Origin of the sequence: Paracoccus sp. TRP, from assembly GCF_000185925.1 — a bacterium.
Lineage (GTDB): Bacteria > Pseudomonadota > Alphaproteobacteria > Rhodobacterales > Rhodobacteraceae > Paracoccus > Paracoccus kondratievae.
This window is the reverse complement of sequence record NZ_AEPN01000002.1, coordinates 58,815-84,894: the sequence shown is the minus strand read 5'-3', so window position 1 is coordinate 84,894 and position 26,080 is coordinate 58,815. Positions and strand designations below refer to the sequence as shown.

The window sequence follows — 26,080 nt, the reverse complement described above, 5'->3', positions numbered from 1 at the left end:
CAGGCAGGAGGATGCGCAGATGGGTGAGGCAACCGACAATGAGGCTTTCGGCAAAGGCCACCACCTGCATCTGATCGACGGCTCGGCCTTTATCTTTCGCGCCTATCACGCGCTGCCGCCGCTGACCCGGCGCAGTGACGGGCTGCCGATGGGCGCGGTTGCCGGCTTTTGCAATATGCTGTGGAAATATCTTCAGGACGGCAAGGGTTCGGACCAGCCGACCCATGCGGCGGTGATCTTTGACCATTCGTCGCGCACGTTCCGCAATGAGATCTATCCTCTCTACAAGGCCAACCGCCCCGAGCCGCCCGAAGATCTGCGCCCGCAATTCCCGCTGACGCGTGAGGCGACCCGAGCCTTCAACATCGCCTGTATCGAGACCGAGGGGTATGAGGCTGACGATATCATTGCCACTCTGGCTTGTCGGGCGCGGGATGCGGGCGGGCGTGTGACCATCATCAGTTCGGACAAGGACCTGATGCAGCTTGTCGGCGGCGGGGTCGAAATGATGGACCCGATCAAGAACAAGCCCATCGGCCCCGACGAAGTGTTCGAGAAATTCGGCGTCGGCCCCGAGCGGGTGGTTGATGTGCAGGCGCTTGCAGGCGATTCCGTCGATAACGTGCCCGGTGCGCCCGGCATTGGCATCAAGACCGCCGCCCAGCTTATTCAGGAATACGGCGATCTGGAAACGCTGCTTGCCCGGGCCGAAGAGATCAAGCAGCCCAAGCGTCGCCAGACGCTGATCGACAATGCCGAACAGATCCGCATCTCGAAACGGCTGGTCGAACTTGACTGCGAGACTCCTCTGGAGATGGAGCTTCAAAGCCTCTCGATCCGCGAACCCGAGCCAGAGCCGCTGCTGGAGTTTCTGACCCGGCTTGAGTTGCGCACCCTTGCCCGGCGGGTTGCCGACCGTTTCGAGGTTGAGCCTCCTGTGGTTAGCGAACAGCCCTCGGCCCCGATCACTGCTGCCGCCAGTCCCGCCGCGCCGGTTGCCGAACTGCCACCCATCGACCGCAGCCTTTACGTCACCATCCGCGATGAGGCGGTGTTGGCTGAATGGCTGACCGAGATTGCCGAGAAAGGCATTGTCGCCATTGATACCGAAACGACCGGCCTTGATGAGATGCAGGCCGGGCTGGTCGGGATTTCGCTCTGCACCGGACCGGGGCGGGCCGCCTATCTGCCGCTTGGCCATGTCGAGGGCACGGCCGACCTTTTTGGTTCTGGTGCATTGGTCGAGGGGCAGATGCCGGTCGAGCGTGCGCTTGAATTGCTCAAGCCGGTGCTTGAGGACCCGGCGGTGCTGAAGATCGGCCAGAACATCAAATATGACTGGAAGGTTCTGGCCCGCCACGGCATCCGGATGGTGCCCATCGACGACACCATGTTGCTGTCTTATGCGCAGAATGCCGGGGCGCATAACCACGGCATGGATGAACTGGCCGAGCTGTATCTTGGCCATCGCTGCGTGCCGATCAAAGAGTTGATCGGGACGGGCCGGACCCAGATCAGCTTTGCCGAGGTGCCGGTTGACAAGGCCAGTGAATATGCCGCCGAGGATGCCGAGGTGACATGGCGGCTTTGGGACCATTTACGTCCGAAACTTGCCCCTAACCATGTCACTACCGCCTATGAGAGGCTGGAACGTCCCATGGTGCCCGTCCTTGCTGATATGGAGATGACGGGCATCCGCATCGACGCTGAACATCTGCGGAGGATGTCCAGCGCCTTTGCGCAGAAGATGGCGGCGCTGGAAGCAGAAATTCATACCCTCGCCGGCGGCCCTTTCAACGTTGGCAGCCCCAAGCAGCTGGGTGAAATCCTGTTTGAACGTATGGGCCTGCAAGGCGGCAAGCAGGGCAAGACCGGGGCGTTTTCGACCAGCGCCGAGGTGCTTGAGGATCTTGCCGCCGAGGGGCATGAGCTTCCTGCGCGGGTGCTGGACTGGCGGGCGCTGTCCAAACTGAAGTCGACCTATACCGATGCGCTGCCTCAGCACGTGAACCCCGAAACCGGCCGCGTCCACACCAGCTATTCGATTGCCGGGGCGCAGACCGGACGGCTGGCCTCGACCGATCCCAACCTGCAAAACATCCCGGTCAGGACCGAAGAGGGGCGCCGTATCCGCGAAGCCTTTATTGCCGGGCCGGGGATGCGGCTTGTCAGCCTTGACTACAGCCAGATCGAGTTGCGCATCCTTGCCCATGTCGCCCGGATCCCGGCGTTGAAACAGGCGTTCCGCGACGGGATCGACATTCACGCCATGACCGCAAGCCAGATGTTCGGCGTGCCGGTCGAGGGGATGGACCCGATGATCCGCCGCCGCGCCAAGGCGATCAACTTTGGCGTGATCTATGGCATTTCTGGCTTTGGTCTGGCGCGCAACCTGCGCATTCCGCGCGCCGAGGCGCAAAGCTTTATCGACACCTATTTTGAGCGCTTTCCCGAAATCCGCGCCTATATGGATCGCGTGGTGGCCGAGGCCAAGCAGGACGGTTTCGTGCGCACCCTCTTTGGGCGCCGGATCATGACACCTGGCATCAACCAGTCCGGTCCGGCAGCGGGCGGGGCGCGTCGCGCGGCGATCAATGCGCCAATTCAGGGTGCGGCCGCCGATATCATCCGTCGCGCCATGATCCGTATGCCCGATGCAATCAGGCATTTGCCGGCCCGGATGCTGCTGCAGGTGCATGACGAACTGGTCTTTGAGGTTGAGGAAACAGCGGTGCCCGAACTGATCGAGGTGGCGCGCGATGTGATGCAGGGCGCGGCAGATCCTGCTGTTCAGCTGGATGTGCCGCTGATCGTCGAGGCAGGGCAGGGCCTGAACTGGGCCGAGGCGCATTAAGCGGGCATGTCTCCGGTCAGCAGCCCCAGGCAATGAGAGGGTGTAATGGGCCATTCGCACATCCATGACGGGCACGGTCATTCGCATCTGCCGGGCGGAGCGGGGGATGGCACCATTCTGGTCGCGGTGGTGGTCAACCTTGCGCTGACCGGGGCGCAGATCCTTGGTGGCTATATCGCCGACTCAACTGCTCTGATCGCGGACGGGGTGCATAATCTTTCGGACGCTTTGGCTCTGGTGCTGGCCTTTGGCGCGCGGCGTCTTGCCCGCCGGCCCGCCACCCCTGAGATGAGCTATGGGTGGGGTAGGGCCGAGATCGTCGCGGCCTTTGTCAATTATGTGGCGCTGATTGCCATTTCGGTCTGGCTTGCGATCGAGGCGCTGGGCAGGCTGGCCTCACCCCCTCAGGTCGGGGCCGGGCTGGTGATGGCACTGGCGGGCTTTGCCCTGATCGTCGATATCGCCACGGCGGCGCTGGTCTGGCGGGCATCGCGCGAAAGCGTCAACATCCGCGCGGCTTTCCTGCACAACCTTGCAGATGCGGCGGTCTCGTTGGCGGTGATCCTTGGCGGGTTGCTGATCTGGGCCTTTGGCTGGCAGATCGCCGACCCGCTGCTGACGCTGCTGATCTCGGCCGTCATCCTGTGGCATGTCGGGCAAGAGATCGGGCCGGTCATGCGTATGCTGATGCTTGCCGCGCCCCCGGGTATCGACCATCAGGCCCTGATCCGTACGGTTACCGGGGTCGAGGGCGTTGCCAGCGCCCATCATCTGCATCTGTGGCAGATTGATGAGCGTCGCAACGCGCTGTCCGCCCATCTGGTGATGCGCGATGGCGCCGATCAGGGTCTGGCCGTTCAGCGTGTCAAGGCGCTACTGCGGCAAGATTTCGGCATTGATCATGCCACTATCGAGACCGAGCGCGAGGGCGCACCCTGTAGTGACTCCCGTCATCACCATGGCCATGACGATCACGGTAGCCACGATCACCATCACTAGATCGCGGCCGAATGTCCCGAGGCAGCCATGTCATAGCCGTCAAACATCCGTGCGATCATCCGGGTCAGCGGCCGGCCCTGCGTGGTGATGCGCAGGCCCGTGCTGTCGCATTCGACCATCTCACCGAAATGGGCTCTGACGGGTGCAAATAGCTGATCAAGGCTTTCTGCGTCAAAGCCATAGTCGCGGGTGAATTCTTCGGCGCGGATCTCGAAATCGCACATCAGCGCCTCGATCATGCGGGCGCGCCATTTGTCCTCGGCACTGAACCTGTGGCCGCGCACGGTCGAAAAGCGGCCTTCGCGGATATGGCCCAGATGTGCGCCGGTCGCAGGTGCGTTCTGCGCATAGCCCTGTGGGAAACGCGAGATTGACGAGGCGCCAAGCCCGATCAGCACTTCGGCCCGGTCGTCGGTGTAGCCCTGGAAATTGCGCCGTAAAAGGCCCGTCTTTTGTGCCTGCGCAAGCCCATCTCCCGGACGGGCGAAATGGTCGATGCCGATTTCTTCGTAGCCGTCGGCCAGAAACAGGGCACGCGCAGTCTCAAACAGCTTCAGCCGCCCATGGGGGTCAGGCAACCGGTCAGACGGCAGCATTACCTGGCGCTTGGCCATCCAAGGCACATGGGCATAACCGTAAAGGGCGACCCGGTCGGGCGATAGCGCCAAGAGCTTTTGCACCGATTCCGAGATGCGATAGGGGGTCTGATCGGGCAGGCCGTAAAGAATGTCGGTGTTGAGGCTGGCAATGCCACGGTCGCGGATCATGTCGACAGCGCGCCGGGTAGTTTCAAAGCTTTGCTCGCGGCCGATGATCTTTTGGATTTCGGGGTCAAAGTCCTGCACGCCTATCGAGGCACGGTTCAACCCCGCATCGGCCAGCGCGTCCATCCGTGCATCATCGATCTCATTGGGGTCGATCTCGACCGAGAATTCCGCGCCTTCAGCCAGCGGGAAGGCATCAAGTACGGCACCCGCAACGCGGCGCATCATCTCGGCCGGCATCAAGGTCGGCGTGCCGCCGCCCCAATGCAGTCGCGACAACCGGACGCCCGGTGCAAGAGCGGCCTTCAGCATCTCAAGTTCGGTCAGAAGGGCCTCGGCATAAGCGCGGACCGGTTCCTCGGATTGCGTACCCTGGGTGCGGCAGGCGCAGAACCAGCATAGCCGCCGGCAGAAGGGCACATGCATGTACAATGAGATCGAGGCGCCCGCCGGGATCGCGCCCAGCCATTCGCGAAAGACGGGCTCACCTATTGCGGCGGTGAAATGCGGCGCGGTGGGATAGCTCGTGTAACGCGGCACACGTGCGTCAAACAATCCCAGGCGCTCAAGTTGCGATTGCTGTTCCATACTGCTATTATTGGCCTAACTCGCGCCAGGACCTTGATACAAATCAAATGCCACATGATGCCGCCCTTTGCGCGACGCAGCAGCCCTGCGAAATCTGTCCCATCCGCTATCGGGCTGTTTGTGCACATTGCGAAGGCGATGAACTGGCTGAACTGGAAAGCATGAAATTCTATCGCCGGTTTGAGGCGGGGCAGGTGGTGGTCTGGGCTGGCGACCGGATGGATTTCGTGGCCTCGGTCGTGGCTGGCATGGCGGGGCTGACCCAGCAGCTTGAGGATGGGCGCACCCAGATGGTCGGCCTGTTGCTGCCCAGCGATTTTCTGGGCCGGCCGGGTCGTGAGTCAGCCGCCTATACCGTCACCGCGACCAGCGATCTGTTGCTGTGCTGCTTTCGTCGCAAGCCCTTTGAGCGGTTGCTCATTGACAATCCCCGCATCGCAAGCCGCCTGCTTGAGATGACGCTGGACGAACTGGACGCCGTGCGCGACTGGCTTTTGCTGCTTGGGCGCAAATCGGCGCGTGAAAAGATCGCCTCGCTGCTGGTTATCCTTGCCCGGCGCGAGGCGGCACTGATCAAGCGTCGGCCCGAGGGGCGCATTGCCGTCGAACTGCCGCTGACGCGTGAAGCGATGGCAGATTATCTTGGCCTGACGCTGGAAACCGTCAGCCGGCAGATGAGCGCGCTGAAGCGTGAAGGGGTGATCGAGCTTGAAGGCAAGCGCCGGGTGATCGTGCCTTCGTTCCAGGACCTGGTGCTGGAAAGCGGAGATGATTCCGATGGCGGACCGTTGAGCTAAAGCCAATCGGGCAGCCTGCCTGTCCCGGGTTATGCCCCGCGGCATTCGCCGCGGGGTTTTTCATGTCTGATCAGTGCGTCATCAGCACAGGGACCTGCGCCTTTTCCAGCATGTTGCGGGTGGCCCCGCCCAGGATCGCCTCGCGGAAACGCGAATGGCCATAGGCGCCCATGACCAGCATATCGGCGCCGATCTCGGTCGCGCGACGATTCAAAATATCGCTGACCAATGGCTGCGTCTTGGCCAGAACCGCGATCTCTGCCTTGACGCCATGGCGAGTGAGCATCTGGCATAGCGCACCGCCGGGGTCCGAACGCTCGGGGCCGGTGGGCGAGGGAGCGATGATGGTGATTTCGACACTATCCGCTGCGATCAGCAGGGGCAGCGCGCGCCGAACGGCGGCCATCGCCTCGTTCGACTGGTTCCAGGCGATCATGATCTTTTTGCCAAAGGGCGATTTCAGCTCTTCGGGGACGATCAGAACCGGGGCGGTGCCCTCGAACAAGGCGGCCTCGGTCACTGCCTCGGCGTCGGTGGGCGCGCCTTCGCAATAGGGGCGGCTCAGCACCACAAGATCGGCATAACGCGCGCGCATCCCGACCAGCGTTGACAGCCCGCCGACCTGTGCCACGGCCGAATCGACCGACCAGCGGATATCCTCGGGGTTCAGCCGCTCGCGGACCTTTTCTTCAAGCTCGCTTGCTGCGGCCATGGCCTTGTCGATGGATTCCTGGAACACATAGGCCGAGGCACCGGCGTAGTAATATCCGCTTTGGGTGTGATCGACACCAAGGCAGAATACATCAAGATGCGCATCCTCGCGCCGGGCCATGGCGATGGCCGAATCAAGCTGCTTGTGCTGATTGGTATTGGTAAGAACGGTCAGGATTGTCTTGTAGCCCATGGGCTCTCCTTTCACGGTTCAGGGCGATTCTTGCCCCTTTCCGGGGGGAATCGCAATCGCTCGCCTTAGCCAACTGCGACATCCTGTCCGGATATTTAACGATTTTACACCTGTCCCGTGTATCCTGATTGATGCAGATCAAAGTCTCACGAAACTGTGCAGAGATAAAAGGATCTGTCGAAGCCCCACCCGGCAGCGTCTTTTGATGTCCCGGGTGGTCTCGCCGCTGGATGAAGGACAGAAATTCATGTTGGACACCATCAAGCTGATCGCGCTTGGCTCGATTGCGGTTCTGGCCGCGATCGCGGCCAACTATGCGCGGCCCGATGATCCCGCCTACCTAGTGAACGCCTTGATCGTCATGCTGGTGGCGGGTGTCATGTTCGTGCGGGTGCTGCGCCAGATGGGGAACGAGCAACCCTCCCTCGAGCCCCACCCTGAGACCGAATATATGGACGGGGTGGTGCGGGCCGGCGTCATCGCCACCGCATTCTGGGGGGCCGTGGGCTTTCTGGTCGGGGTGGTCATCGCCCTGCAGCTGGCCTTTCCGGTGCTGAACCTCAGCGACATCACCATGGGCTATACGAACTTTGGCAAGCTGCGCCCGCTGCATACCTCGGCGGTGATCTTTGCCTTTGGTGGCAACGCGCTGATCGCCACGTCGTTCTATGTCGTGCAGCGCACCTCGGCCGCACGGCTTTGGGGCGGCAATGCGGCCTGGTTCGTGTTCTGGGGCTATCAGCTTTTCATCGTTCTGGCAGCGACCGGCTATATTCTTGGTGCCACGCAGTCCAAGGAATACGCTGAACCCGAATGGTACGTTGACTGGTGGCTGACGCTTGTCTGGGTCGTCTATCTGGCCGTGTTCCTGGGCACGATCCTGAAGCGGAAAGAGCCGCATATCTATGTGGCGAACTGGTTCTATCTGTCCTTCATCGTCACCATCGCCATGCTGCATATCGTCAACAACCTGGCGATCCCGGTCAGCGTATTCGGCTCAAAGTCGGTGCAGCTGTTCTCGGGCGTGCAGGATGCGATGACGCAATGGTGGTACGGACATAACGCCGTGGGCTTTTTCCTGACCGCCGGCTTCCTGGGGATGATGTATTACTTCATCCCCAAACAGGCCGAGCGTCCGGTCTATAGCTACAAGCTGTCGATCATCCACTTCTGGGCGCTGATCTTTCTGTACATCTGGGCCGGTCCGCACCACCTGCACTATACCGCGCTGCCCGACTGGGCCTCGACGCTGGGCATGGTGTTCTCGATCATGCTGTGGATGCCTTCCTGGGGTGGTATGATCAACGGTCTGATGACGCTTTCGGGCGCATGGGACAAGCTGCGCACCGATCCCATCATCCGCATGATGGTTGTTGCGGTCGGCTTCTACGGCATGGCGACCTTTGAAGGTCCGATGATGTCGATCAAGGCCGTGAACTCGCTGTCGCACTATACCGACTGGACCATCGGTCACGTCCACTCCGGCGCTTTGGGCTGGAACGGCATGATCACCTTTGGCGCGCTTTACTATCTGGTGCCGCGTCTGTGGGGTCGTGAACGGCTCTATTCGCTCTCTCTGGTCAGCTGGCACTTCTGGCTCGCGACCATCGGCCTGGTGCTTTACGCCGCCTCGATGTGGGTCTCGGGCATCATGGAAGGGCTGATGTGGCGCGAGGTCGATTCTCAGGGCTTCCTGGTCAACGCCTTCGCCGACACGGTTGCCGCGAAGTTCCCGATGAACGTGGTGCGTGCGCTTGGTGGGGTGCTGTACCTCGGCGGTGCGCTGATCATGTGCTACAACCTTTGGGCCACGGTCGCGCGCCAGCCCAAGACCCAGCCGACCACTATTGCGGTCCCGGCAGAGTGAGGACGGATCATGGCAATTCTTGATAAGCATAAGGTTCTGGAAAAGAACGCAACGCTGCTGCTGGTCTTTTCCTTTCTGGTGGTGACCATCGGGGGCATCGTTGAGATTGCGCCGTTGTTCTACCTGCAGAACACCATTGAGAAGGTCGAGGGGATGCGGCCCTATACGCCGCTGGAACTGAAGGGGCGCGACATCTATGTGCGCGAAGGCTGCTATGTCTGCCATAGCCAGATGATCCGCCCGATGCGCGACGAGGTCGAGCGTTATGGCCATTACAGCCTTGCCGCCGAGTCGATGTATGATCATCCGTTCCAGTGGGGCTCGAAACGTACCGGGCCGGACCTTGCCCGGGTCGGGGGACGCTATTCGGACGAATGGCACATCGACCACCTGGTGAACCCGCAAGGGGTGGTGCCGGAATCGATCATGCCGAAATACGGCTTCCTTCTGGATCGCAAGATCGACCCCTCGAACATCGAGCAACGCTTGCGCACCGATGCGCTGGTCGGCGTGCCTTATAGCGACGAGATGATCGCCGCCGGTCGGGCCGACTTCCTGGCGCAGGCCGATCCTGATGCGGATGCCTCGGGCCTTGAGGAACGCTATCCGGGTGCCCAGCAGCGCAATTTCGACCGCCGCCCCGGCGTGTCTGAAATGGATGCTCTGGTGGCCTATTTGCAGGTGCTGGGCACGATGGTCGATTTCTCGACCTTCGAACCTGATCCAAATCGCTGAGGTGCGTCATGGACAGATATTCTTTCCTGCGCGAACTGGCCGATAGCTGGGTGCTTCTGGCGCTGGTGATCTTTTTTCTGGGCGTGGTGGTCTTTGCCTTCAGGCCGGGTTCGCGGCCGATGCACCGTGACGCAGCCGAAAGCATCTTCCGCAATGAGATGAGGCCCGCCCCGGCGGGCGAGAAGGAGGTCGAGTGATGGCCGATACCGACGACGAGCACACCAGCCCGCAGAGCCCCGATAACCGGGCCGAGCTGGAACGCCAGGCCGCCGACAAGGCTCAGAAGGACCAGACCCTTGCCCAATCCTCCGAGGGTCAGCCGGTCAGCCCGCGCCCCGGTGCAACCCGGGTCGTGCGCGACCGCAAGGGCGCGCGCCGGGTGATCGAGGTGCCCTCGACCGGCCATTCCTGGGACGGGATCGAGGAATATGACAATCCGCTGCCGCGCTGGTGGCTGTGGACCTTTTACGCCACCATCATCTGGTCGGTGGCCTATGTCATCGCCTATCCTGCGATCCCGCTTTTGAACGGATCGACACAAGGGGTGCTGGGCCAGAACTATCGCTCGGACGTGGCGGCCGAGATCCAGCGATTCAAGGACGCGAATGCGCCCATCCAGGCCAAGCTGGTAGAAACCCCGCTTGAGGAAATCGCCGCCGATCCGGAACTGGCGAACTATACCGCCAATGCCGGTGCTGCGATCTTCCGCACCTGGTGCGCGCAGTGTCACGGTTCCGGGGCGGGCGGTGCGACGGGTTACCCTTCGCTGCTGGATAATGACTGGCTGTGGGGCGGCTCGCTGGAGGATATCCACACCACCGTGACCCACGGTATCCGCGATCCGCAGAACGATGATACACGCTATTCGGAAATGCCGCGTTTTGGCACGGACGAGATGTTGGACAACACTCAGATCCGTCAGGTCGTAAACCATGTGCTTGCGCTTGGCGGCCTGCCGCATGACGCGGCGCTGGCGACCGAAGGTGAGGCGGTCTTTGCCGATAACTGCGTCTCGTGCCATGGCGAGGACGGCACCGGCGACCGCAGCCAGGGTGCCCCGGACCTGACGGATGCGGTCTGGCTATATGGTTCGGACCCGGCAACGATCACACGTATTGTGCATGACGGACCCTTTGGCGTCATGCCCGCCTGGACGGGCCGTCTGTCCGAGGCCGACATTCGCGCCGTTGCCGCCTATGTCCACAGCCTTGGCGGCGGCGAATAACAAAACACCGGGATCCCTGGCCGGGTAACCGGCCGGGGAGGCACCGGCCCCCTGTCCTGTTCGCGCGTTTCCAAGGGGGCCGGTGCGCTTATCAAACGTCAATCCCTGCGGCCGGCGCAAGCCGGTTCGCGTGTTTTTCTCCGAGGCAGGTCTTTGGCGCATGCGACAAAGCGGCCCATGCCCCGCACCTTGTTCCATCGCTATAAGCCAGCGGACCCGCGCTTGATGCAGATCAATGCGCCGGTGCGGCCCGGCCCGCTATGATCGGGCCACGCGCAACAGGAGCTAATCATGTCGAACCCCGACATCGACCCGCCACGTCTATATGCCGCCCGAGAGCCGATCTTTCCCCGCCGTGTCCATGGCTGGTTTCGCAACCTGAAATGGATCATCATGGCGGTAACGCTGGCGATCTATTACATCACGCCGTGGATCCGCTGGGACCGGGGACCAAGCCTGCCCGATCAGGCGGTGCTGATCGATCTGGCCAACCGCCGCTTCTATTTCTTCTGGATCGAGATCTGGCCGCATGAATTCTATTTCGTTGCCGGCCTTTTGGTCATGGCGGGGCTGGGGCTGTTTCTGTTCACCTCGGCGCTGGGGCGGGTCTGGTGCGGCTATGCCTGTCCGCAGACGGTATGGACCGATCTTTTCATCCTGACAGAGCGTTGGGTCGAGGGCGACCGGAACGCTCGTGTCCGGCTGTGGAACGCGCCGTGGGATGCCCGCAAGCTGAGGCTGCGACTGACGAAATGGGCGATCTGGCTGCTGATCGCCGTGGCGACGGGCGGGGCCTGGATCTTTTATTTCACCGACGCGCCGACGCTGCTTCGCAATCTCTTTACCGGGGACGCCCATCCGGTCGCCTATATCACCATGGGGATTCTGACCGCGACCACCTTCCTGTTTGGCGGTTTCGCGCGTGAGCAGATCTGTATTTATGCCTGCCCATGGCCGCGCATTCAGGCCGCGATGATGGATGAGGAAACCCTGACCGTCGCCTATCGCGAATGGCGGGGTGAGCCGCGTGGCAAACTGCACCGGGGGGAGGCGACCAGATCCGAAGGCGGCCCCAAGGGTGATTGCATCGACTGCATGGCTTGCGTGAACGTTTGCCCCATGGGCATCGACATTCGTGACGGCCAGCAGCTGGAGTGCATCACCTGCGCGCTGTGCATCGACGCCTGCGACGAGGTGATGGGCAAGATCGGCAAACCGCGCGGCCTGATCGACTATATGGCGCTGCGGGACGAGGCAGCCGAGCGTGCGGGCGAGACCCCGAAACCGCTGCTGAAACATATCCTGCGTCCGCGCACGGTGCTGTACTTTACGCTCTGGGCCGGGATCGGGGTTGCGCTGCTGGTTGCGCTGTTCCTGCGCTCTCCGTTCGATCTGAACGTGACACCGGTCAGGAACCCGCTTTACGTCACCATGGCCGATGGTGCGATCCGCAACACCTATGCGCTGCGCCTGCGCAACAAGCAGGGGGACGAGCGTGAATTTACCGTTTCGGTCCTTGGCGCAGATGGTACCCTGCCGCAGGGCGTCACCGTGACGCTTGAGGGTCTGCCTGACACCCGCGTCAGCGTATCTGCGAACAGTACCCATACCCAACGCGTCTATATCACCGCCGAAAAGGGCTCGGCCCTTGCCGGCAGTGAGCAAAGCGAGTTGACGCTGTGGGTCGAAGATGCCACCGATGGGAACAAGTCCCGGATCGGCACGGTCTTCCATGGAAGGAGTGAGTGATGCCGCGCGAACTGACTGGCCGCCATGTGTTGCTGATCACCCTGGGGGCCTTTGGCATTATCATCGCGGTCAATGTCTTTATGGCCGTGAAAGCCGTCGGCACCTTTCCTGGGCTTGAGGTCAAGAACAGCTATGTTGCCTCGCAACGCTTTGACCGTGATCGCAACGCACAAGAGGCGCTGAACTGGACCGTGACCCCGGATTATGACGGGCGCGAAATGGTGCTGGTGATCCGTGACGGTCAGGGTAATCCTGCCCCTGTCAGCACGCTTGAGGTCACCGTTGGTCGTCCCACCCATGTGCGCGACGATCAGCGGCCCGAGTTCACTTATTCTGGCGGCCTCTTTCGTGCGCCGCTTGTTCTTGCGCCGGGACAATGGAACATCCACCTGACCGCCACCGCGCCAGACGGCACAGTGTTCCGCCAGCGTATCGACCACTACAACGGCAACCGGGTGCAGTGAGATGTCGGACGCCACGCTGCACGACCACGATGCCCGGCTTTCGGCTTGTCCGGCTTGCGATGCTGCGCCGCTGGCTTCGCGCATCGCGTCGGCCAAAGGGGCGCAGGCGGATATCATCCTGTCGCTGCCGACCATCCATTGCGCAACCTGTATCACCGATGTTGAGGGGGTGCTGAACCGTCATCCCGGGGTCAAGGCCGCGCGGGTTAACCTGACCCTGCGCCGCGTCACCGTGGACGCGCCGGGCATGAGTGCCGAAGAGCTGATTCCCGTCGTCGAAAGCATCGGCTATGAGGCGCATGAGCTTGACCCCGCTGCGCTTAGCGCCAGCGCTGCCGACCGGCAGGGCCGCGATATCCTGATGCGCATTGGCGTATCGGGTTTTGCGATGATGAATATCATGATCCTGTCGGTTGCAGTCTGGTCAGGGGCCGAGGCCGCGACGCGGGACATGTTCCACTGGATTTCCGGGGCCATTGCCCTGCCGACTGTTGCCTTTGCTGGCCGGCCTTTCTTTTCCAGCGCCTGGCGGGCGATCAGCCATGGGCGGCTGGGGATGGATGTGCCGATCTCGCTGGCGCTGATCCTGGCAAGTTCCATCTCGGTCTATGAAACGCTGAACTCGGGCCGGCACGCCTATTTCGATGCGGCGGTGATGCTGTGCTTCTTTCTGCTGATCGGGCGCTATCTGGACTATCGCACCCGCGCCGTCGCCCGTTCCGCTGCCGAAGAGCTGACCGCGCTTGAGGTGCCGCGCGCCTTTCGTATCACTGCTGCCGGCGATGAGCCCGTGCCGGTATCCGAGCTCGTACCGGGCGATCTGATCCGCATCCGCCCCGGCGCCCGCGTCCCCGCCGATGGAGAGATCATCGACGGGATGAGCGAAATCGACCGCTCGCTTTTAACGGGCGAGAGCATTCCGGTCGCCGCCGCCCCGGGCCTTGCGCTTTCGGCGGGCGAGGTGAACCTGACCGGTCCCCTGGTCCTGCGGGTGACGGCAGCCGGGCGCGACAGCTCACTGGCGCGGCTGACGGCACTGGTCGCCGCGGCTGAATCGGCGCGCGGCCATTATACCAGTCTTGCCGACCGCGCCTCGCGGCTATATTCGCCGCTGGTGCACCTTATGGCCTTTTGCAGCTTTCTTGGCTGGTATCTGGCCACCCATGACCTGCGGCTGGCGGTAAACATCGCGGCGGCGGTCCTGATCATCACCTGTCCCTGTGCGCTTGGCCTTGCTGTCCCGGCAGTGATCACCACAGCGTCGGGGCGGCTGTTCCGCCGCGGCATGCTGATCAAAGAGGGCACTGCGCTTGAGCGGCTGGCTGATGTCGATACCGTGGTTTTCGACAAGACCGGTACCCTGACCATGGGTGTGCCGCAGCTTGTTTCGATCAATGTCATCCCGGTTGAGGCGCGGCCTGTCGCGCTGGCGCTGGCGCAGGGCTCGGGCCATCCGCTGTCACAGGCGCTGGCGCAGGCACTGGTTGGGGCGGGTACTGTACCTGCACCCCTTGCTGATCTGCGTGAAGTGCCGGGCTATGGTATTGCGGGCAACTGGCAGGGGCGCGAGGTCCGGCTTGGCCGTGCCGACTGGCTAGGTGCCGAACATGGCGATGCCCGTCTTTCGGCCAGCTGGCTGTCGCTTGGTCAGGGTGCGCCGATCCGGCTGGAGTTTTCGGACAGGCTGCGTCCGGGGGCCGGGGAATGCGTCTCGGCGATCCTTGCCTCGGGGCGGCGGGTGCTCCTGCTGTCCGGCGATGCCGCGCCGGTGGTCGAGGATCTGGCGACCCGTCTTGGCATCGCCGAATGGCGGGCTGGCGTTACTCCGGTCGAAAAGGCCACGGCCGTGCATGATCTGCGCGAACAGGGGTTGCATGTGCTGATGGTCGGCGATGGGCTCAATGATACCGCTGCACTGACCGAGGCGCATGTTTCGATCTCACCCGCCTCGGCGCTTGATGCGGCGCGTACCGCCTCGGATATCGTGCTGGTCGGCAGCGACCTTTCCCCGGTTGCACAGTCACTGACGCTGGCCCGGCAGGCGCGTTCGCGCATCAAAGAGAATTTCGCCATCTCGTTTCTTTACAATATCGTCGCTGTGCCCATTGCCATTGCCGGTTTTGCCACCCCGCTGATGGCGGCGCTTGCCATGTCGCTGAGCTCGATCAGCGTGACGCTGAATGCGCTGCGGCTGCGGCGCTGAGGAAAGGGGAACGGGATGGAGATTCTTGGCCTTTTGATCCCGGTCTCGCTCGCGCTTGGCGGGCTGGGGCTTATTGCCTTCATCTGGGCGCTGCGCGGCCGGCAATATGAGGACCCAAAGGGCGACGCCGAGCGGATCCTCAGCACCGAATGGGACGACCGGCCCAAGCCCTGATGCATCGCTTTGCCGGTCACGGCCTTGTTGGCTTGCATTGCGGGCGGGGACAGGTCAATCAGACGCGAGCCAACAGACAGGTGAGCGATGGCCAGTCCCGCCCCGTTTTCTCGATATGAATTCCTGATTGCCTGGCGCTATCTGCGCGCACGCCGCGCCGAGGGCGGGGTCAGCGTGATGACCTGGATCAGCCTGATCGGCATTACCCTTGGGGTGATGGCGCTGATCACCACCCTTGCGGTGCGCGCCGGGTTCAGGTCCGATTTCGTCGATACGATCCTGGGTGCCAATGCACATAGCACGGTCTATTACGCGCCGACACAGATCTATAATGAGCTGACCGAGGAAACCTATGTCACCCCCGGCCGGGTCGAGGATTATGAGGCCGTCGCCGCCAGCATCGCCCAGATCCCCGGCGTGACCCGCGCGGTCCCGGCGGTGCGGGCGCAGGTCATGGCGCGGCAGGGCGATGCGGCCGCCTTGGGCGATGTCTATGGCGTGACGGCCGAGTCGCTCAAGGCGATGTCCGGGATCGTTGATTCCGAACGATCGGCAGGTGAAATTGATGCCTTTGATCAGGGCATCGCCATTGGTATCGGCATGGCACGCGACCTTGGCATCGGGCTGGGCGACCGGTTGCAGCTTGTGGCCCCCGACGGTGCCAGGACGCCTTTTGGCACTACGCCGCGGGTGGAATCCTTTGAGGTGGTCTTTATCTTTTCGGCCGGCCGCTACGATGTGGACCAGACGCGGATCTATATGCCTCTTGCCGAGGCGCAGAGCTTTTTCAACCGCGAGGGTGTGGCGGACGAAATCGGGGTCTTTGTGGATAACCCCGAACGGATCGACGACTGGACGCTGCCTTTGCTGCAGGTGGCAGGTGAGCGGTCGCAGGTCTGGACCTGGCGCGATGCCTCAGGTTCGTTTCTTGCCGCGCTTGATATGGAGGATGACGTGATGTTCCTCATCCTCTCGATCCTCGTGCTCATCGCTTCGATGAATATCACGTCGGGCCTGATCATGCTGGTCAAGAACAAGGGGCGTGACATCGGTATCCTGCGCACCATGGGCCTGACCGAAGGTGCGGTGCTGCGGGTCTTTTTCCTTTGCGGGGCGTTCACCGGCGTAATCGGCACCATTGCCGGGGTCGTGCTGGGGGTGATCCTGTCGCTGAACGTCGATCACATCATGGCGGCGCTGAACGCACTGACCGGGGGCGGCGCATGGCAGCCCGAGGTGCGCGGCATCTACCAGCTTACTGCCGATCTGAGGGCCTGGGACATTTTCCGTGCTGCGGTTCTGTCGCTAGGCCTGTCTTTCATCGTCACCATCTTTCCTGCGCGCCGCGCCGCGCGCATGAACCCGGTCGAGGCGCTGCGCTATGAGTGACGTTCTGGTTCTGGAAGGCATCTCAAAAACTTACGGACTGGCCGGGCCCGCCCCGGTTCCGGTGCTGTCGGACCTGTCACTGTCGGTCGCGCAGGGCGAGGTGGTGGCGCTGGTCGCGCCCTCGGGGGCCGGGAAATCGACGCTTTTGCATATCGCGGGGCTGCTTGATACCGCCGACAGTGGTCGCGTGCTGCTAAATGGCCGCGACATGAGCGGGCAGAACGACCGGACCCGGACCGAGGCCCGGCGTGAACAGTTGGGATTTGTTTATCAGTTCCACCATCTGCTGCCCGAGTTCTCGGCGGCGGAAAACGTCATCCTGCCGCAGCTTGCGAATGGTGTGGCCGAAGGGGCCGCGCGCGCCCGGGCGCTGGATCTGTTGGGCCGCGTCGGGCTGAGCCATCGCGCTGATCATCGTCCGGCGCAGCTTTCGGGGGGCGAACAGCAGCGCGTTGCTTTCTGCCGGGCACTGGCAAACCAGCCATCGCTGCTGTTGGGGGATGAGCCGACGGGGAACCTTGATCCGGCGACCTCGGACAAGGTTTTTGACGTGCTGATGGCTTTGGTGCGCGAGACGGGCCTTGCGGCACTGATCGCCACCCATAACCTTGACCTCGCACAGCGCATGGATCGGGTAATCCGTCTGGGCGGTTGAGGCAAAGGAGGTGCTCATGAGATTGGCGGCTGCGCTTTGCGCCTGTTCCCTGGCGGTTTCTGCACCAGTGGCAGCCGATCCGTTCGAACAATTCGGGACGGCCATGAAATATGGCCTGCCGCTAGCCGCCGCTGTCTGCGCCGCCGATCAGGGCCGGTTTGAGGATTTCGCTGTCCGGGGGCTGCTGCAAGCTGCGCTGGTCTGGGGAATGAAAGAGTTCTTTGACGGCCAGCCAATCTCGCGCCGGCCCTCGGGTGAGGGGAAAGGCTTCCCCTCGGGTCATACCGCTGCCGCCTTTTTCGGCGCTGCGGATCTTGCCGGGAAATGTTTCGATGACCAACCCGAGGCTGGTGCGCTGGCCTACGGTGCCGCCGGCCTGACCGGCTGGAGCCGGGTTCACGCCGGAGAGCATACGCCCGAGCAGGTCTGGACCGGGGCGCTTGTCGGATTCAGCTTTGGTGCAGCCAGCTTTGGCATCGGCAGCGAAGGTGCCAGTTTTTCTGTCGGCATGCGGTTCTGATCAATCATTTCTCAAGGTTTTAGCGCCAGGATAACCCCATTCGAGGGTCCACGCCTGCTTTGTGTAAGCGGGGCGGGCGTTCTTCAGGCGGGGTTTCAGATGGGGTTTTTGTCATGTCGGGAATGACGGCGCTGCTGCTTATGCTTGCAGCCTGCGCCCAGACCCAGATCCAGCCGATGAGCAAGGATACGTTCAAGGTTGCGACCCATGCTGCCCCGGCCTGTGGTCCGGCAGGCGCGCGTAACGTTGCCTTCAAATCCGCTGCGATCGAGGTGATCCGCAAGGGCGGCGACAAATTCGTCGTCCTCGGCGATCAAAGTGACAGCGCGGGGCAGGGCGATATCATTGTCGGATTCCAACAAAACTATTCCCGGGGAATGGTGATCAGAATGGTCTCAGATGGCTCGCCCGAGGCTGGGAATGCCCTTTCGGCGCGGGAAACGCTTGGCGCGGACTGGCAGAAAGTCGTGGCAAAGGGGCGTGCCTTCGACCTGCCAGGTGCGGGGCGGGGGGCTGTTGCGCCTAGGCTGCCCGTGATCCGATCAGGATCATGATTGCGCCCAGAACGCAAAGCGCCCCGCCAATCAGATCCCAGCGCGTCGGCACCTGCCCTTCGGTCAGCCAAAGCCAGCCGAGCGAGGCGATGACATAGATCCCGCCATAGGCCGCATAGGCGCGGCCGGCGAAATCCGTGTCCACCCGTGTCAGCAGCCAGGCAAACAGAGCCAGCGAGATCACGCCCGGCACCAGCCACAAAGGGGACTTGCCCAGCCTTAGCCATCCCCAGAAAGCAAAGCAGCCCGCGATCTCGGCCAGCGCCGCAAGAACGTACAGCGCAATCGGCGCAGCCAGCGTCACACGTCCAGCTCTTCAGTGTCCGCGAACTGCGCGTTTTCCTGAATGAACTGAAAGCGCAGCTCGGGTTTTTTGCCCATCAGCCGTTCGACCAGATCGCCAGTCTCACCGCCTTCGTCCTCGTCGATCGAGACACGGATCAGCTTGCGGGTCTTGGGGTTCATGGTGGTGTCTTTCAGGTCCTTGGCGTCCATCTCGCCCAGACCCTTGAAACGCTGCACGTCGATTTTTCCCTTGCCGCCCAGACCCTTGGCAAGCCAGTGCTCTTTCTCGGCGTCATCGGCGACATAGATGCGATATGCACCTTGCGTCAGCCGGTAAAGCGGCGGGCAGGCCAGATAAAGATGCCCCTTGTCGATCAGCGGCCGCATCTGAGTAAAGAAAAAGGTCATCAACAGGCTGGCGATATGAGCCCCATCCACATCGGCATCCGTCATGATGATGATCTTGTCATAGCGCAGATCGTCGATGTTGAACCGCGAGCCCATGCCGACCCCAAGCGCCTGGCAAAGATCGGCGATTTCCTGGTTCGAGCCCAGCTTGGACGAAGCTGCGCCCAGCACGTTCAGGATCTTGCCGCGCAGGGGCAACAGTGCCTGAGTCGTGCGTTCACGCGCCATCTTGGCGCTGCCGCCGGCCGAGTCGCCTTCGACGATGAACAGCTCGGTCCCCTCGCGGTTGGTGGCCGAGCAGTCGACCAGCTTGCCGGGCAGGCGCAGTTTTTTCGTGGCCGATTTGCGGGCGGTTTCCTTTTCCTGCCTGCGGCGCAGCCGTTCCTCGGCACGCAGCACCAGAAAATCAAGGATCGCGCCCGCTGATTTCGTGTCAGACGCCAGCCAGTTATCGAAATGGTCGCGCACCGCGCCTTCGACCAGTCGCTGCGCTTCGGTCGTGGCAAGGCGGTCCTTGGTCTGGCCGACAAATTCCGGCTCTCGGATAAAACAGGACACCAGCGCGCAGCCGCCGGTCAGAAGGTCGTCGCGGGTGATCTGCGCCGCCTTCTTGTTGCTCACCCGCTCGCCATAGGCCCGGATGCCGCGCAGGATTGCGGACCAGAAGCCAGCCTCATGGGTGCCACCCTCGGGCGTAGGCACGGTGTTACAATAGGACTGGATGAAACCATCGCGCGAGGGCGTCCAGTTGATTGCCCAATCGACCTTGCCGGGGGTGTTGAATTTTTCCTTGAAATCGACGCTGCCCGAAAAGGGACGGTCGGCATAGGTCGAGGAATTGCCCAGCACCTCGGTGAGGTAATCGGCAAGGCCACCCGGGAAGTGAAAGGTCGCCTCTAGCGGCGTTTCGCCGTCGTCGATTTCTGATTTCCAGCGGATTTCGACGCCTGAGAACAAATAGGCCTTGGATTTAACCATGCGAACCAGCCGCGCCGGTTTGAAGCGGTGGTGCCCGAAGATCTGCTCATCCGGGTGGAAGGTTACGGTGGTGCCGCGCCGGTTCGGTGCCGCACCCACCTTTTCGACCGGACCCAACGGCAAGCCGCGCGAGAAGCGTTGTTCGTAAAGTTCCCGGTTGCGGGCGACCTGCACCACCATGCTGTCAGAAAGCGCGTTGACGACCGAGGCACCGACGCCATGCAGGCCCCCCGATGTCTGATAGGCGTCGCCTGAGAATTTGCCACCGGCATGCAGCGTGCAAAGGATTACCTCAAGCGCCGATTTTCCGGGGAATTTCGGATGCGGGTCAATTGGAATGCCGCGGCCGTTGTCGCGGATTGTGACCGAGTAATCGGCCAGCAGCTCGACCTCGATACGGCTGGCGTGACCAGCAACAGCCTCGTCCATCGAGTTGTCTAGGATTTCGGCCACCAGATGGTGCAGCGCCCGTTCGTCGGTACCGCCAATATACATGCCCGGGCGTTTGCGCACCGGCTCGAGTCCTTCGAGCACCTCGATGGAGGAGGCCGAATAGCTTTCGGCAGCCTTATCCGCGGCGGGAAAGAGATCGTCAGCCATGGCACCTGCTCGTCTTGTTCTTCTGAGCAGGCGTTATCTCATGTCCTGCGGTCCGGGGGCAAGGGAAAGTGGATCGCGGGGCGGCTGCCCGCTAGGGATTGTCGTTTCCGGGCCCCGATCAGATGGCATTTCAAGCGGGCTCATCCAGCCGCGCCTGCCACATTTTCTGAAAAGCCGGACGGGACTGGCAAGCCTCAAGCCAGACCTTCAGGGCAGGGAAACGGCCCATCAGCCCGGCATGTCCCTGAGCATAGCGGACCACCTCGGCCAGGTTCAGATCGGCGACGGTAAAGCGGCCGCCGACCATATGGCCGTGGCGGGCAATGTGGTCGTCAAGCACCCTGAACGGGCGCAGCAGGCGTTCGGCAGCCTGGGAAATCGCCTTCTCGGCCTCGGGTGGCCGTGGCGAGCCTTTGCCAAGGTTGGACAGAATCGTCAATGCGTCTTCTTCGATCGAGGTGGCGGCGTAAAAGCTCCATTGCAGGATCAGCGCATCCTCGATCGCATCTCCGGGGCCAAGGGGCTGACCGTATTTGCGCGCCAGATGCAGCGTGCAGGCAAAGGATTCAGACAGCACCAGATCGCCATCTTGCAGCACCGGGATTGCCCCTGCGGGGGACAGTTTCAGAAAGCTTTCCGAATGAGTGTTCAGAGGCGCATCAGGCGCATCGGGATTGGCCAGGCGATAGGCCTGAATCACCGGCACCTGTTTGAAGGGCAGGTCAAGTTCATGACAAAGCCAGATGATGCGCGAGGCACGCGAGCGGGTGACGCCATGGATGGTCAGCATGGGTTTCTCCTGATCATGGCTTTGGTGTTGCGCGGTTAAAGCACCTGCGCAAGATAGCGCATCATATTTCCGCCCATGACCTTAGCTATCTGTTCGTCGTTCAGGTCAGCATCCATCAGCGCCTGGGTCAGCGCAACCAGATGAGCCGCATCAAATGGGGCATCGACCGAGCCGTCGTAATCCGATCCGAGTGAGACGTGATCTTCGCCCACAAGCTTGATTGCCGCCGTGATTGCATTGGCAATGTCGGCCGGGGTGCGGCCGCAGACAACATCGGCCCAGTAGCCGATGCCGATCAGGCCGCCCTTTTCCGCGATCTTTTGCAGTAATTCGTCATCAAGGTTGCGCGGGCTCGGGCATTGGCCATGGATCCCGGTATGAGACAGGATCGGCCGCACGCCGGGAATGGTCAGCACGTCGCGCACCACCTGTGGGCTTGCGTGGGCAAGATCGACGATCATGCGTTTGGCGATCATCTCTTCGACAACCTGGCGGCCAAATGGGGTCAGCCCCGAGTTGTCATTGCCTTGTCCATGCAGGCTGCCGCCGAGTTCGTTGTCAAAGAAATGCGTCAGCCCGACCAGGCGGAAGCCCGCACCATAAAGCACCTGCAGATTGCCGATATTGCCTTCGAGGGGATGGGCGCCTTCGGTCCCGAGGATGGCGCCGACGGTTTTTGCGCCGTTCTGCCGCGCTTCGAGCAGGGTCTGGAGATCCTCGGCCGAGCGGATCAGCATGACCTGATCAGGTGCGCGTTCGGCGGCATCGCGCAGAGCCGCCGCCTGAACGAGCGCCCGTTCCTTAAGGCTGAACCAACTGGGCAGGGGGCGGAGCTGGCCGATAAAAAGAGGGGTAATGTTATTGGGGGCTTCAGCCGAGTTCTGGCTGTAGTTCTGGCCGCGCGGGCTTTTGGTAACAGTAGTAAAAACCTGTACCGCGACATTGCCTTCGATCAGCCGGGGAATGTCGACATGGCCGCGGTCAACGCGTTCGAGCAGGTCACGGTCCCACAGAAGCGCGTCGGAATGCCAGTCGCCGATGACAAGCTTTTGATGCAGGGCCTCGGCTGGTGGCGTCACCGGCCAGCCGGCCTCGGGCATGGTGATCGGGTTCAGTCTTTGTTCGACAAAGGCCGGGCCCCAGATTGCCACGGCAGTGGCTGCGAGAGCCGCCAGCGCCAGAAGCCAAAGGATGATGCGCCGAAGTCTGCGGATCATGCTGTCCCCTTTCCTTGTTTGCGGGCAGCATAGGACAGGCGTCCGGGACAGGCGATGAAAAACTGTCCCGGCTGCCGCCGGGGAAGGGGCTCTGCCCCATCCCTTCGGGATTCCCCGGGATATTTTAACACGAAAGAAGGGGTTAGAGCTTGTTTCGTGTGACCCCGGGGGTTCGGATCAGGCCTCCATCGCCTCAAGTTCGTCGATGAAACCTTCGATCATCGACAGGCCCTTGTCCCAGAACGCGGGGTCTGAGGCGTCGAGGCCAAAGGGGGCGAGCAGTTCCTTGTGGTGGCGCGATCCCCCGGCTGCCAGCATGTCGAAATACTTTGCCTGGAAGTCTGGCAGGCCATCCTCATAGGCGGCGTAGAGTGCGTTCACCAGCCCATCGCCGAATGCATAGGCGTAGACATAGAAGGGCGAGTGGACGAAATGCGGCACATAGGTCCAGAAACTTTCATAGCCCGGCATGAATTCGAAGGCATCGCCCAGCGATTCCGCCTGTACCGACATCCACAGGGCGTTGATATCCTCGGGCGTCAGTTCACCTTTGGCACGGGCGGCGTGCAGTTTGCATTCGAAGTCATAGAAGGCGATCTGGCGGACGACCGTGTTGATCATGTCCTCGACCTTGCCAGCCAGAAGTGCCTTGCGCTGCGCCTTGTCCGTAGTCTTGGTCAGAAGTGCGCGGAAGGTCAGCATTTCGCCAAAGACCGAGGCGGTTTCAGCAAGCGTCAACGGGGTTGAGGCCAGCAACTCCCCCTGCGCAGCTGCAAGCCGTTGGTGGACGCCGTGACCCAGTTCATGGGCAAGGGTCATGACATCGCGTGGTTTGCCAAGATAGTTCAGCAGCACATAGGGGTGAACCGTGGTGACGGTCGGGTGCGCGAAGGCACCGGGGGCCTTGCCGGGCTTGACGCCAGCGTCGATCCAGCCGCGATCGAAAAAGGGCTGGGCGAGATCGGCCAGTTTTGGTGAGAAACCGGCATAGGCGCCAAGGACCGTATCGCGCGCCTCGCCCCATGTGATCAGTCGCGGGCTTTCCGAGGGTAGCGGCGCGTTGCGGTCCCATATCTGCAATTTGTCGAGGCCGAGCCAGCGCGCCTTAAGCCGGTAATAGCGATGCGACAGCCGCGGATAGGCGGCGGTCACGGCGTTGCGCAGCGCCTCGACCACCTCGGGTTCGACATGGTTCGACAAGTGCCGCGCTGTTTGCGGCGTTGGCATCTTGCGCCATTTATCCTCGATGGCCTTTTCCTTGGCCAGCGTGTTGTGGATGCGGGTAAAGAGCTTGATATTGCGGCCAAAGACCTCGGCCAACGCACGGGCACCGGCTTCGCGTCGTGCACGGTCGTGGTCGGTAAGCAGGTTCAGCGTCGCTTCGAGCCCCAGTTCCTCGCCATCCACCTGGAAGGTCAGAGCTGCGGTGGTTTCGTCAAAAAGCCGGTTCCAGGCCGCTGCCCCGACGACGGAATTGTCGTGAAGGAAACGTTCAAGCTCATTTGACAGTTGATAGGGGCGCATAGCGCGCATGCGGTCAAACACAGGCTTGTAGCGTGCAGGACCGTTTGGCGCGGCAAAGATGTCCTCATAGCAGGTGTCGGGAATGCTGTTGAATTCGAGACTGAAGAACACGAGCCTTGTCGTCGCCGTCGTGATGCGATCCTGCAGGTCGCCCATCAGCTTGGCGCGTTCGGAATCAGTGGTGTTCTGATAATAGCGCAACCCCGCATAGGACATGATCCGGCCGGCGAGGATGTCGATCTGCTGATACCGTTCGATACAGTCAAGCATCTTTTCGGCGTCAAGCGAGGCCAGCTTGCCTTCGTAATCGTGGGCAAAGTCGCTGCAGGCCTGTTCCACCGTCTCAAGATCGCGGGCGAGTTCGGGTGAGTCCGGAGCGGGGTAGAGGTCGCTCAGGTCCCATTCCGGCAGCTTGCCCAGGTCAGGGGCCTCGGCTGCGACAGGCAGGGCATTCTCGTCACGCGGCAGGATACGGTTCACGAAGGTGCAGGCTGATATCATCATTTTCGGTCCTTTCGTATGACCAAGATGTGACCTCTGAATGGCCGGGCTGCAACCCGTCCCGCATCAATTCCACCGGTGTCAAACTGTGGCGGCGGCGTGGAAATGGGCGATGGCTGCCCCAAGAAAACGATTGCGGATGGCGTCACGCTCCATCATCGGTTCGTGGAGGCTGTCGGTCAGTTCCAGCAGGGTGGCTCCGGGCCAATCGGCGGTGCGGCTGCGGATGGCGCGGGGCGAAACGATCCCTTCGCGGGCGCCAAGCGCGATCAGCGCGGGCAGCGCCGGCAAAGGTCGGGCGGCAAGGCGGCGGCATTCCAGGATTGCTGCGCGCAGCCAGCTGTAGCTTGGCCCGCCGATAGCGATATCAGGCCAGGTCGCGGCTTCGGCGACCAGCCGGCCCCAGCGGCGTCCGTCCCCGGTCAGCAGATTGCGGCGGAAGGAATCGAGAAGGACGAAGTTTTCGTCACCACCTGTGGCAGGGGCCGGACGTTCGCCGCGGCCCAGACGGCGGGCAAGGCCGGCAAGCGCCAGCGCCAAAGGCTCCGGCACGCGGCGCAGATTGATACCCCACATCGGGGCCGAGAATACCACTGTTTGCACCGGCAGCCCGGCTTCAAGTGCGGCAAGGCCGATGGTGCCGCCCATGGAGTGAGCCAACAGATGCCAGGGCTGCGGCAGGTCCAGTTCCTGCGCGGCGACAACCATTTCGACCACGTCGCGCTGGTAATCGGCGAAATCCTCGATATGGCCGGGCCGTTTGTCTGGCTGCAGCCGGTCGGACATGCCCTGTCCGCGCCAGTCTATGGCCAGTACGTCAAAGCCTGCCGCATTCAGATCAGCGGCAACTTCGGCATATTTCTCGATATATTCGGTGCGGCCCGGGAACAGCAGCACTGTTCCCAGGGCGTTGCCCGCTGCCCAATGCGCCAGTCTGAGGCGTACCCCATCCTCGGCGCGGACCCAGAAGGGGCGGGCCGTGGGAAGGGGATCGCCGGGCAGGGTGTTAAAGGGCGCAGGCTTCATGTTTCAGGAGAGCAGTGCCCCCAGTTTCATCGCCGTGCCCATCGAGCCATCGACCCGCAGCTTGCCGGTCATAAAGGCGGTGGTTGGGTTCACATCGCCCGCAAGCAGCCCTTCAAAGGTTTCGCGGCTGGCGGTCAGTGTCACATCGGCTTCGTCATCGGCGGCGCGGGCGCCATTGGTGTCGATATAGACCGAGCCTTCGCCCTCGATGACGAATTTCGCGGTGCCGTCGAAGCCTTTGGCCTTTTCGTCCAGTGCGGCCACGGCAGCATCGACCACTTTGCTCATTCTCGATCTCCTGTTCTCGTGT

24 protein-coding genes are annotated in these 26,080 nt (G+C 62.2%); 15 read left to right on the top strand and 9 right to left on the bottom strand.

Annotated features, from left to right (window positions below):
* Positions 1–19 precede the first annotated feature (19 nt).
* Positions 20–2,854, top strand: a complete 2,835-nt coding sequence (polA, locus tag PARACOCCUSGL_RS0101630; RefSeq protein WP_010392396.1) for a DNA polymerase I — start codon at positions 20–22, stop codon at positions 2,852–2,854.
* A gap of 45 nt (positions 2,855–2,899) precedes the next feature.
* Positions 2,900–3,853, top strand: coding sequence for a cation diffusion facilitator family transporter (locus tag PARACOCCUSGL_RS0101625; protein WP_010392394.1), 954 nt, complete (start codon positions 2,900–2,902; stop codon positions 3,851–3,853).
* Here the strand turns inward: PARACOCCUSGL_RS0101625 and hemN are convergent.
* Positions 3,850–5,205 carry an oxygen-independent coproporphyrinogen III oxidase gene (gene hemN / locus PARACOCCUSGL_RS0101620; protein WP_010392390.1) on the bottom strand — a complete coding sequence of 452 codons (1,356 nt, stop codon included), beginning with the start codon at positions 5,203–5,205 and terminating at the stop codon, positions 3,850–3,852. The two genes, PARACOCCUSGL_RS0101625 and hemN, sit on opposite strands and share 4 nt — an antisense overlap.
* A gap of 47 nt (positions 5,206–5,252) precedes the next feature.
* Here hemN and fnrL point away from each other — a divergent pair, with 47 nt between their 5' ends.
* Positions 5,253–6,002, top strand: coding sequence for a transcriptional regulator FnrL (fnrL, locus tag PARACOCCUSGL_RS0101615; protein WP_010392388.1), 750 nt, complete (start codon positions 5,253–5,255; stop codon positions 6,000–6,002).
* Positions 6,003–6,072: 70 nt separating this feature from the next.
* Here fnrL and PARACOCCUSGL_RS0101610 read toward each other — a convergent pair whose 3' ends face one another.
* Positions 6,073–6,906 (bottom strand): universal stress protein, encoded by an 834-nt coding sequence (locus PARACOCCUSGL_RS0101610; protein WP_010392386.1) that lies wholly within the window; start codon positions 6,904–6,906, stop codon positions 6,073–6,075.
* A 247-nt stretch (positions 6,907–7,153) separates the two neighbouring features.
* Here PARACOCCUSGL_RS0101610 and ccoN point away from each other — a divergent pair, with 247 nt between their 5' ends.
* The 12 genes from ccoN to PARACOCCUSGL_RS21355 all read left to right on the top strand — a co-directional run bounded on the left by ccoN (position 7,154) and on the right by PARACOCCUSGL_RS21355 (position 18,441).
* Positions 7,154–8,773 carry a cytochrome-c oxidase, cbb3-type subunit I gene (gene ccoN / locus PARACOCCUSGL_RS0101605; protein WP_029371287.1) on the top strand — a complete coding sequence of 540 codons (1,620 nt, stop codon included), beginning with the start codon at positions 7,154–7,156 and terminating at the stop codon, positions 8,771–8,773.
* Between the two features lie 9 nt (positions 8,774–8,782).
* The gene (gene ccoO, locus PARACOCCUSGL_RS0101600) at positions 8,783–9,508 is read left to right on the top strand and encodes a cytochrome-c oxidase, cbb3-type subunit II (protein ID WP_010392383.1); all 726 of its coding nucleotides are present in this window, start codon (positions 8,783–8,785) and stop codon (positions 9,506–9,508) included.
* 8 nt (positions 9,509–9,516) lie between these two features.
* A complete protein-coding gene (locus tag PARACOCCUSGL_RS0101595) occupies positions 9,517–9,705 on the top strand; it encodes a CcoQ/FixQ family Cbb3-type cytochrome c oxidase assembly chaperone (RefSeq protein ID WP_010392381.1) in 189 nt (62 codons plus the stop codon).
* Positions 9,705–10,733, top strand: a complete 1,029-nt coding sequence (ccoP, locus tag PARACOCCUSGL_RS0101590) for a cytochrome-c oxidase, cbb3-type subunit III (protein WP_010392378.1) — start codon at positions 9,705–9,707, stop codon at positions 10,731–10,733. The genes PARACOCCUSGL_RS0101595 and ccoP overlap by 1 nt, the downstream gene beginning before the upstream one ends.
* Positions 10,734–11,024: 291 nt before the next feature.
* On the top strand, positions 11,025–12,482 hold the full coding sequence (gene ccoG / locus PARACOCCUSGL_RS0101585; protein WP_010392376.1) for a cytochrome c oxidase accessory protein CcoG: 1,458 nt from the start codon (positions 11,025–11,027) through the stop codon (positions 12,480–12,482).
* Positions 12,482–12,946: a FixH family protein gene (locus PARACOCCUSGL_RS0101580; protein ID WP_010392375.1), complete on the top strand. Its 465-nt coding sequence runs from the start codon at positions 12,482–12,484 to the stop codon at positions 12,944–12,946. Before ccoG ends, PARACOCCUSGL_RS0101580 begins: the two co-directional genes overlap by 1 nt.
* 1 nt (position 12,947) lies before the next feature.
* Positions 12,948–15,149: a heavy metal translocating P-type ATPase gene (locus tag PARACOCCUSGL_RS0101575; protein ID WP_010392373.1), complete on the top strand. Its 2,202-nt coding sequence runs from the start codon at positions 12,948–12,950 to the stop codon at positions 15,147–15,149.
* 15 nt (positions 15,150–15,164) lie between these two features.
* Positions 15,165–15,323 (top strand): cbb3-type cytochrome oxidase assembly protein CcoS, encoded by a 159-nt coding sequence (gene ccoS / locus PARACOCCUSGL_RS0101570; protein ID WP_010392371.1) that lies wholly within the window; start codon positions 15,165–15,167, stop codon positions 15,321–15,323.
* 87 nt (positions 15,324–15,410) lie between these two features.
* Positions 15,411–16,712, top strand: a complete 1,302-nt coding sequence (locus PARACOCCUSGL_RS0101565; RefSeq protein ID WP_010392368.1) for an ABC transporter permease — start codon at positions 15,411–15,413, stop codon at positions 16,710–16,712.
* Complete coding sequence (locus tag PARACOCCUSGL_RS20165; protein WP_010392365.1) at positions 16,705–17,367, top strand: ABC transporter ATP-binding protein; 663 nt, start codon at positions 16,705–16,707, stop codon at positions 17,365–17,367. Before PARACOCCUSGL_RS0101565 ends, PARACOCCUSGL_RS20165 begins: the two co-directional genes overlap by 8 nt.
* A gap of 16 nt (positions 17,368–17,383) precedes the next feature.
* Positions 17,384–17,887 carry a phosphatase PAP2 family protein gene (locus PARACOCCUSGL_RS0101545; RefSeq protein WP_010392363.1) on the top strand — a complete coding sequence of 168 codons (504 nt, stop codon included), beginning with the start codon at positions 17,384–17,386 and terminating at the stop codon, positions 17,885–17,887.
* A gap of 113 nt (positions 17,888–18,000) precedes the next feature.
* Entirely contained in the window at positions 18,001–18,441 is a 441-nt protein-coding gene (locus PARACOCCUSGL_RS21355) for a hypothetical protein (RefSeq protein WP_192826976.1), read from the top strand.
* Here the strand turns inward: PARACOCCUSGL_RS21355 and PARACOCCUSGL_RS0101535 are convergent.
* From PARACOCCUSGL_RS0101535 to PARACOCCUSGL_RS0101505, 7 genes are all read right to left on the bottom strand, one after another.
* Positions 18,410–18,745: a YnfA family protein gene (locus PARACOCCUSGL_RS0101535; RefSeq protein WP_010392358.1), complete on the bottom strand. Its 336-nt coding sequence runs from the start codon at positions 18,743–18,745 to the stop codon at positions 18,410–18,412. The genes PARACOCCUSGL_RS21355 and PARACOCCUSGL_RS0101535 overlap by 32 nt on opposite strands.
* The gene (parE, locus tag PARACOCCUSGL_RS0101530; protein ID WP_010392356.1) at positions 18,742–20,712 is read right to left on the bottom strand and encodes a DNA topoisomerase IV subunit B; all 1,971 of its coding nucleotides are present in this window, start codon (positions 20,710–20,712) and stop codon (positions 18,742–18,744) included. The genes PARACOCCUSGL_RS0101535 and parE overlap by 4 nt, the downstream gene beginning before the upstream one ends.
* A 130-nt stretch (positions 20,713–20,842) precedes the next feature.
* Positions 20,843–21,502, bottom strand: a complete 660-nt coding sequence (locus PARACOCCUSGL_RS0101525) for a glutathione S-transferase family protein (RefSeq protein ID WP_010392354.1) — start codon at positions 21,500–21,502, stop codon at positions 20,843–20,845.
* A gap of 35 nt (positions 21,503–21,537) precedes the next feature.
* Positions 21,538–22,719, bottom strand: a complete 1,182-nt coding sequence (locus PARACOCCUSGL_RS0101520; RefSeq protein ID WP_010392351.1) for a dipeptidase — start codon at positions 22,717–22,719, stop codon at positions 21,538–21,540.
* A 177-nt stretch (positions 22,720–22,896) separates the two neighbouring features.
* Complete coding sequence (locus PARACOCCUSGL_RS0101515; protein ID WP_010392350.1) at positions 22,897–24,747, bottom strand: M3 family oligoendopeptidase; 1,851 nt, start codon at positions 24,745–24,747, stop codon at positions 22,897–22,899.
* 78 nt (positions 24,748–24,825) lie between these two features.
* On the bottom strand, positions 24,826–25,770 hold the full coding sequence (locus PARACOCCUSGL_RS0101510; RefSeq protein ID WP_010392349.1) for an alpha/beta fold hydrolase: 945 nt from the start codon (positions 25,768–25,770) through the stop codon (positions 24,826–24,828).
* A gap of 3 nt (positions 25,771–25,773) precedes the next feature.
* Positions 25,774–26,058 (bottom strand): SCP2 sterol-binding domain-containing protein, encoded by a 285-nt coding sequence (locus PARACOCCUSGL_RS0101505; protein WP_010392346.1) that lies wholly within the window; start codon positions 26,056–26,058, stop codon positions 25,774–25,776.
* Positions 26,059–26,080 lie beyond the last annotated feature (22 nt).

What these genes read in the sequence shown, in the direction of transcription:
- ccoN (WP_029371287.1), top strand. Translation starts at nt 7,154, where the DNA reads ATGTTGGACACCATCAAGCTGATCGCGCTTGGCTCGATTGCGGTTCTG.
- PARACOCCUSGL_RS0101575 (WP_010392373.1), top strand. Translation starts at nt 12,948, where the DNA reads ATGTCGGACGCCACGCTGCACGACCACGATGCCCGGCTTTCGGCTTGT.
- polA (WP_010392396.1), top strand. Translation starts at nt 20, where the DNA reads ATGGGTGAGGCAACCGACAATGAGGCTTTCGGCAAAGGCCACCACCTG.
- PARACOCCUSGL_RS0101520 (WP_010392351.1), bottom strand. Translation starts at nt 22,719, where the DNA reads ATGATCCGCAGACTTCGGCGCATCATCCTTTGGCTTCTGGCGCTGGCG.
- parE (WP_010392356.1), bottom strand. Translation starts at nt 20,712, where the DNA reads ATGGCTGACGATCTCTTTCCCGCCGCGGATAAGGCTGCCGAAAGCTAT.
- PARACOCCUSGL_RS0101525 (WP_010392354.1), bottom strand. Translation starts at nt 21,502, where the DNA reads ATGCTGACCATCCATGGCGTCACCCGCTCGCGTGCCTCGCGCATCATC.
- PARACOCCUSGL_RS0101515 (WP_010392350.1), bottom strand. Translation starts at nt 24,747, where the DNA reads ATGATGATATCAGCCTGCACCTTCGTGAACCGTATCCTGCCGCGTGAC.
- PARACOCCUSGL_RS0101625 (WP_010392394.1), top strand. Translation starts at nt 2,900, where the DNA reads ATGGGCCATTCGCACATCCATGACGGGCACGGTCATTCGCATCTGCCG.
- ccoP (WP_010392378.1), top strand. Translation starts at nt 9,705, where the DNA reads ATGGCCGATACCGACGACGAGCACACCAGCCCGCAGAGCCCCGATAAC.
- PARACOCCUSGL_RS0101565 (WP_010392368.1), top strand. Translation starts at nt 15,411, where the DNA reads ATGGCCAGTCCCGCCCCGTTTTCTCGATATGAATTCCTGATTGCCTGG.
- PARACOCCUSGL_RS21355 (WP_192826976.1), top strand. Translation starts at nt 18,001, where the DNA reads ATGTCGGGAATGACGGCGCTGCTGCTTATGCTTGCAGCCTGCGCCCAG.
- PARACOCCUSGL_RS0101580 (WP_010392375.1), top strand. Translation starts at nt 12,482, where the DNA reads ATGCCGCGCGAACTGACTGGCCGCCATGTGTTGCTGATCACCCTGGGG.
- ccoS (WP_010392371.1), top strand. Translation starts at nt 15,165, where the DNA reads ATGGAGATTCTTGGCCTTTTGATCCCGGTCTCGCTCGCGCTTGGCGGG.
- ccoO (WP_010392383.1), top strand. Translation starts at nt 8,783, where the DNA reads ATGGCAATTCTTGATAAGCATAAGGTTCTGGAAAAGAACGCAACGCTG.
- PARACOCCUSGL_RS0101505 (WP_010392346.1), bottom strand. Translation starts at nt 26,058, where the DNA reads ATGAGCAAAGTGGTCGATGCTGCCGTGGCCGCACTGGACGAAAAGGCC.
- hemN (WP_010392390.1), bottom strand. Translation starts at nt 5,205, where the DNA reads ATGGAACAGCAATCGCAACTTGAGCGCCTGGGATTGTTTGACGCACGT.
- PARACOCCUSGL_RS20165 (WP_010392365.1), top strand. Translation starts at nt 16,705, where the DNA reads ATGAGTGACGTTCTGGTTCTGGAAGGCATCTCAAAAACTTACGGACTG.
- PARACOCCUSGL_RS0101510 (WP_010392349.1), bottom strand. Translation starts at nt 25,770, where the DNA reads ATGAAGCCTGCGCCCTTTAACACCCTGCCCGGCGATCCCCTTCCCACG.
- PARACOCCUSGL_RS0101595 (WP_010392381.1), top strand. Translation starts at nt 9,517, where the DNA reads ATGGACAGATATTCTTTCCTGCGCGAACTGGCCGATAGCTGGGTGCTT.
- ccoG (WP_010392376.1), top strand. Translation starts at nt 11,025, where the DNA reads ATGTCGAACCCCGACATCGACCCGCCACGTCTATATGCCGCCCGAGAG.
- fnrL (WP_010392388.1), top strand. Translation starts at nt 5,253, where the DNA reads ATGCCACATGATGCCGCCCTTTGCGCGACGCAGCAGCCCTGCGAAATC.
- PARACOCCUSGL_RS0101545 (WP_010392363.1), top strand. Translation starts at nt 17,384, where the DNA reads ATGAGATTGGCGGCTGCGCTTTGCGCCTGTTCCCTGGCGGTTTCTGCA.
- PARACOCCUSGL_RS0101610 (WP_010392386.1), bottom strand. Translation starts at nt 6,906, where the DNA reads ATGGGCTACAAGACAATCCTGACCGTTCTTACCAATACCAATCAGCAC.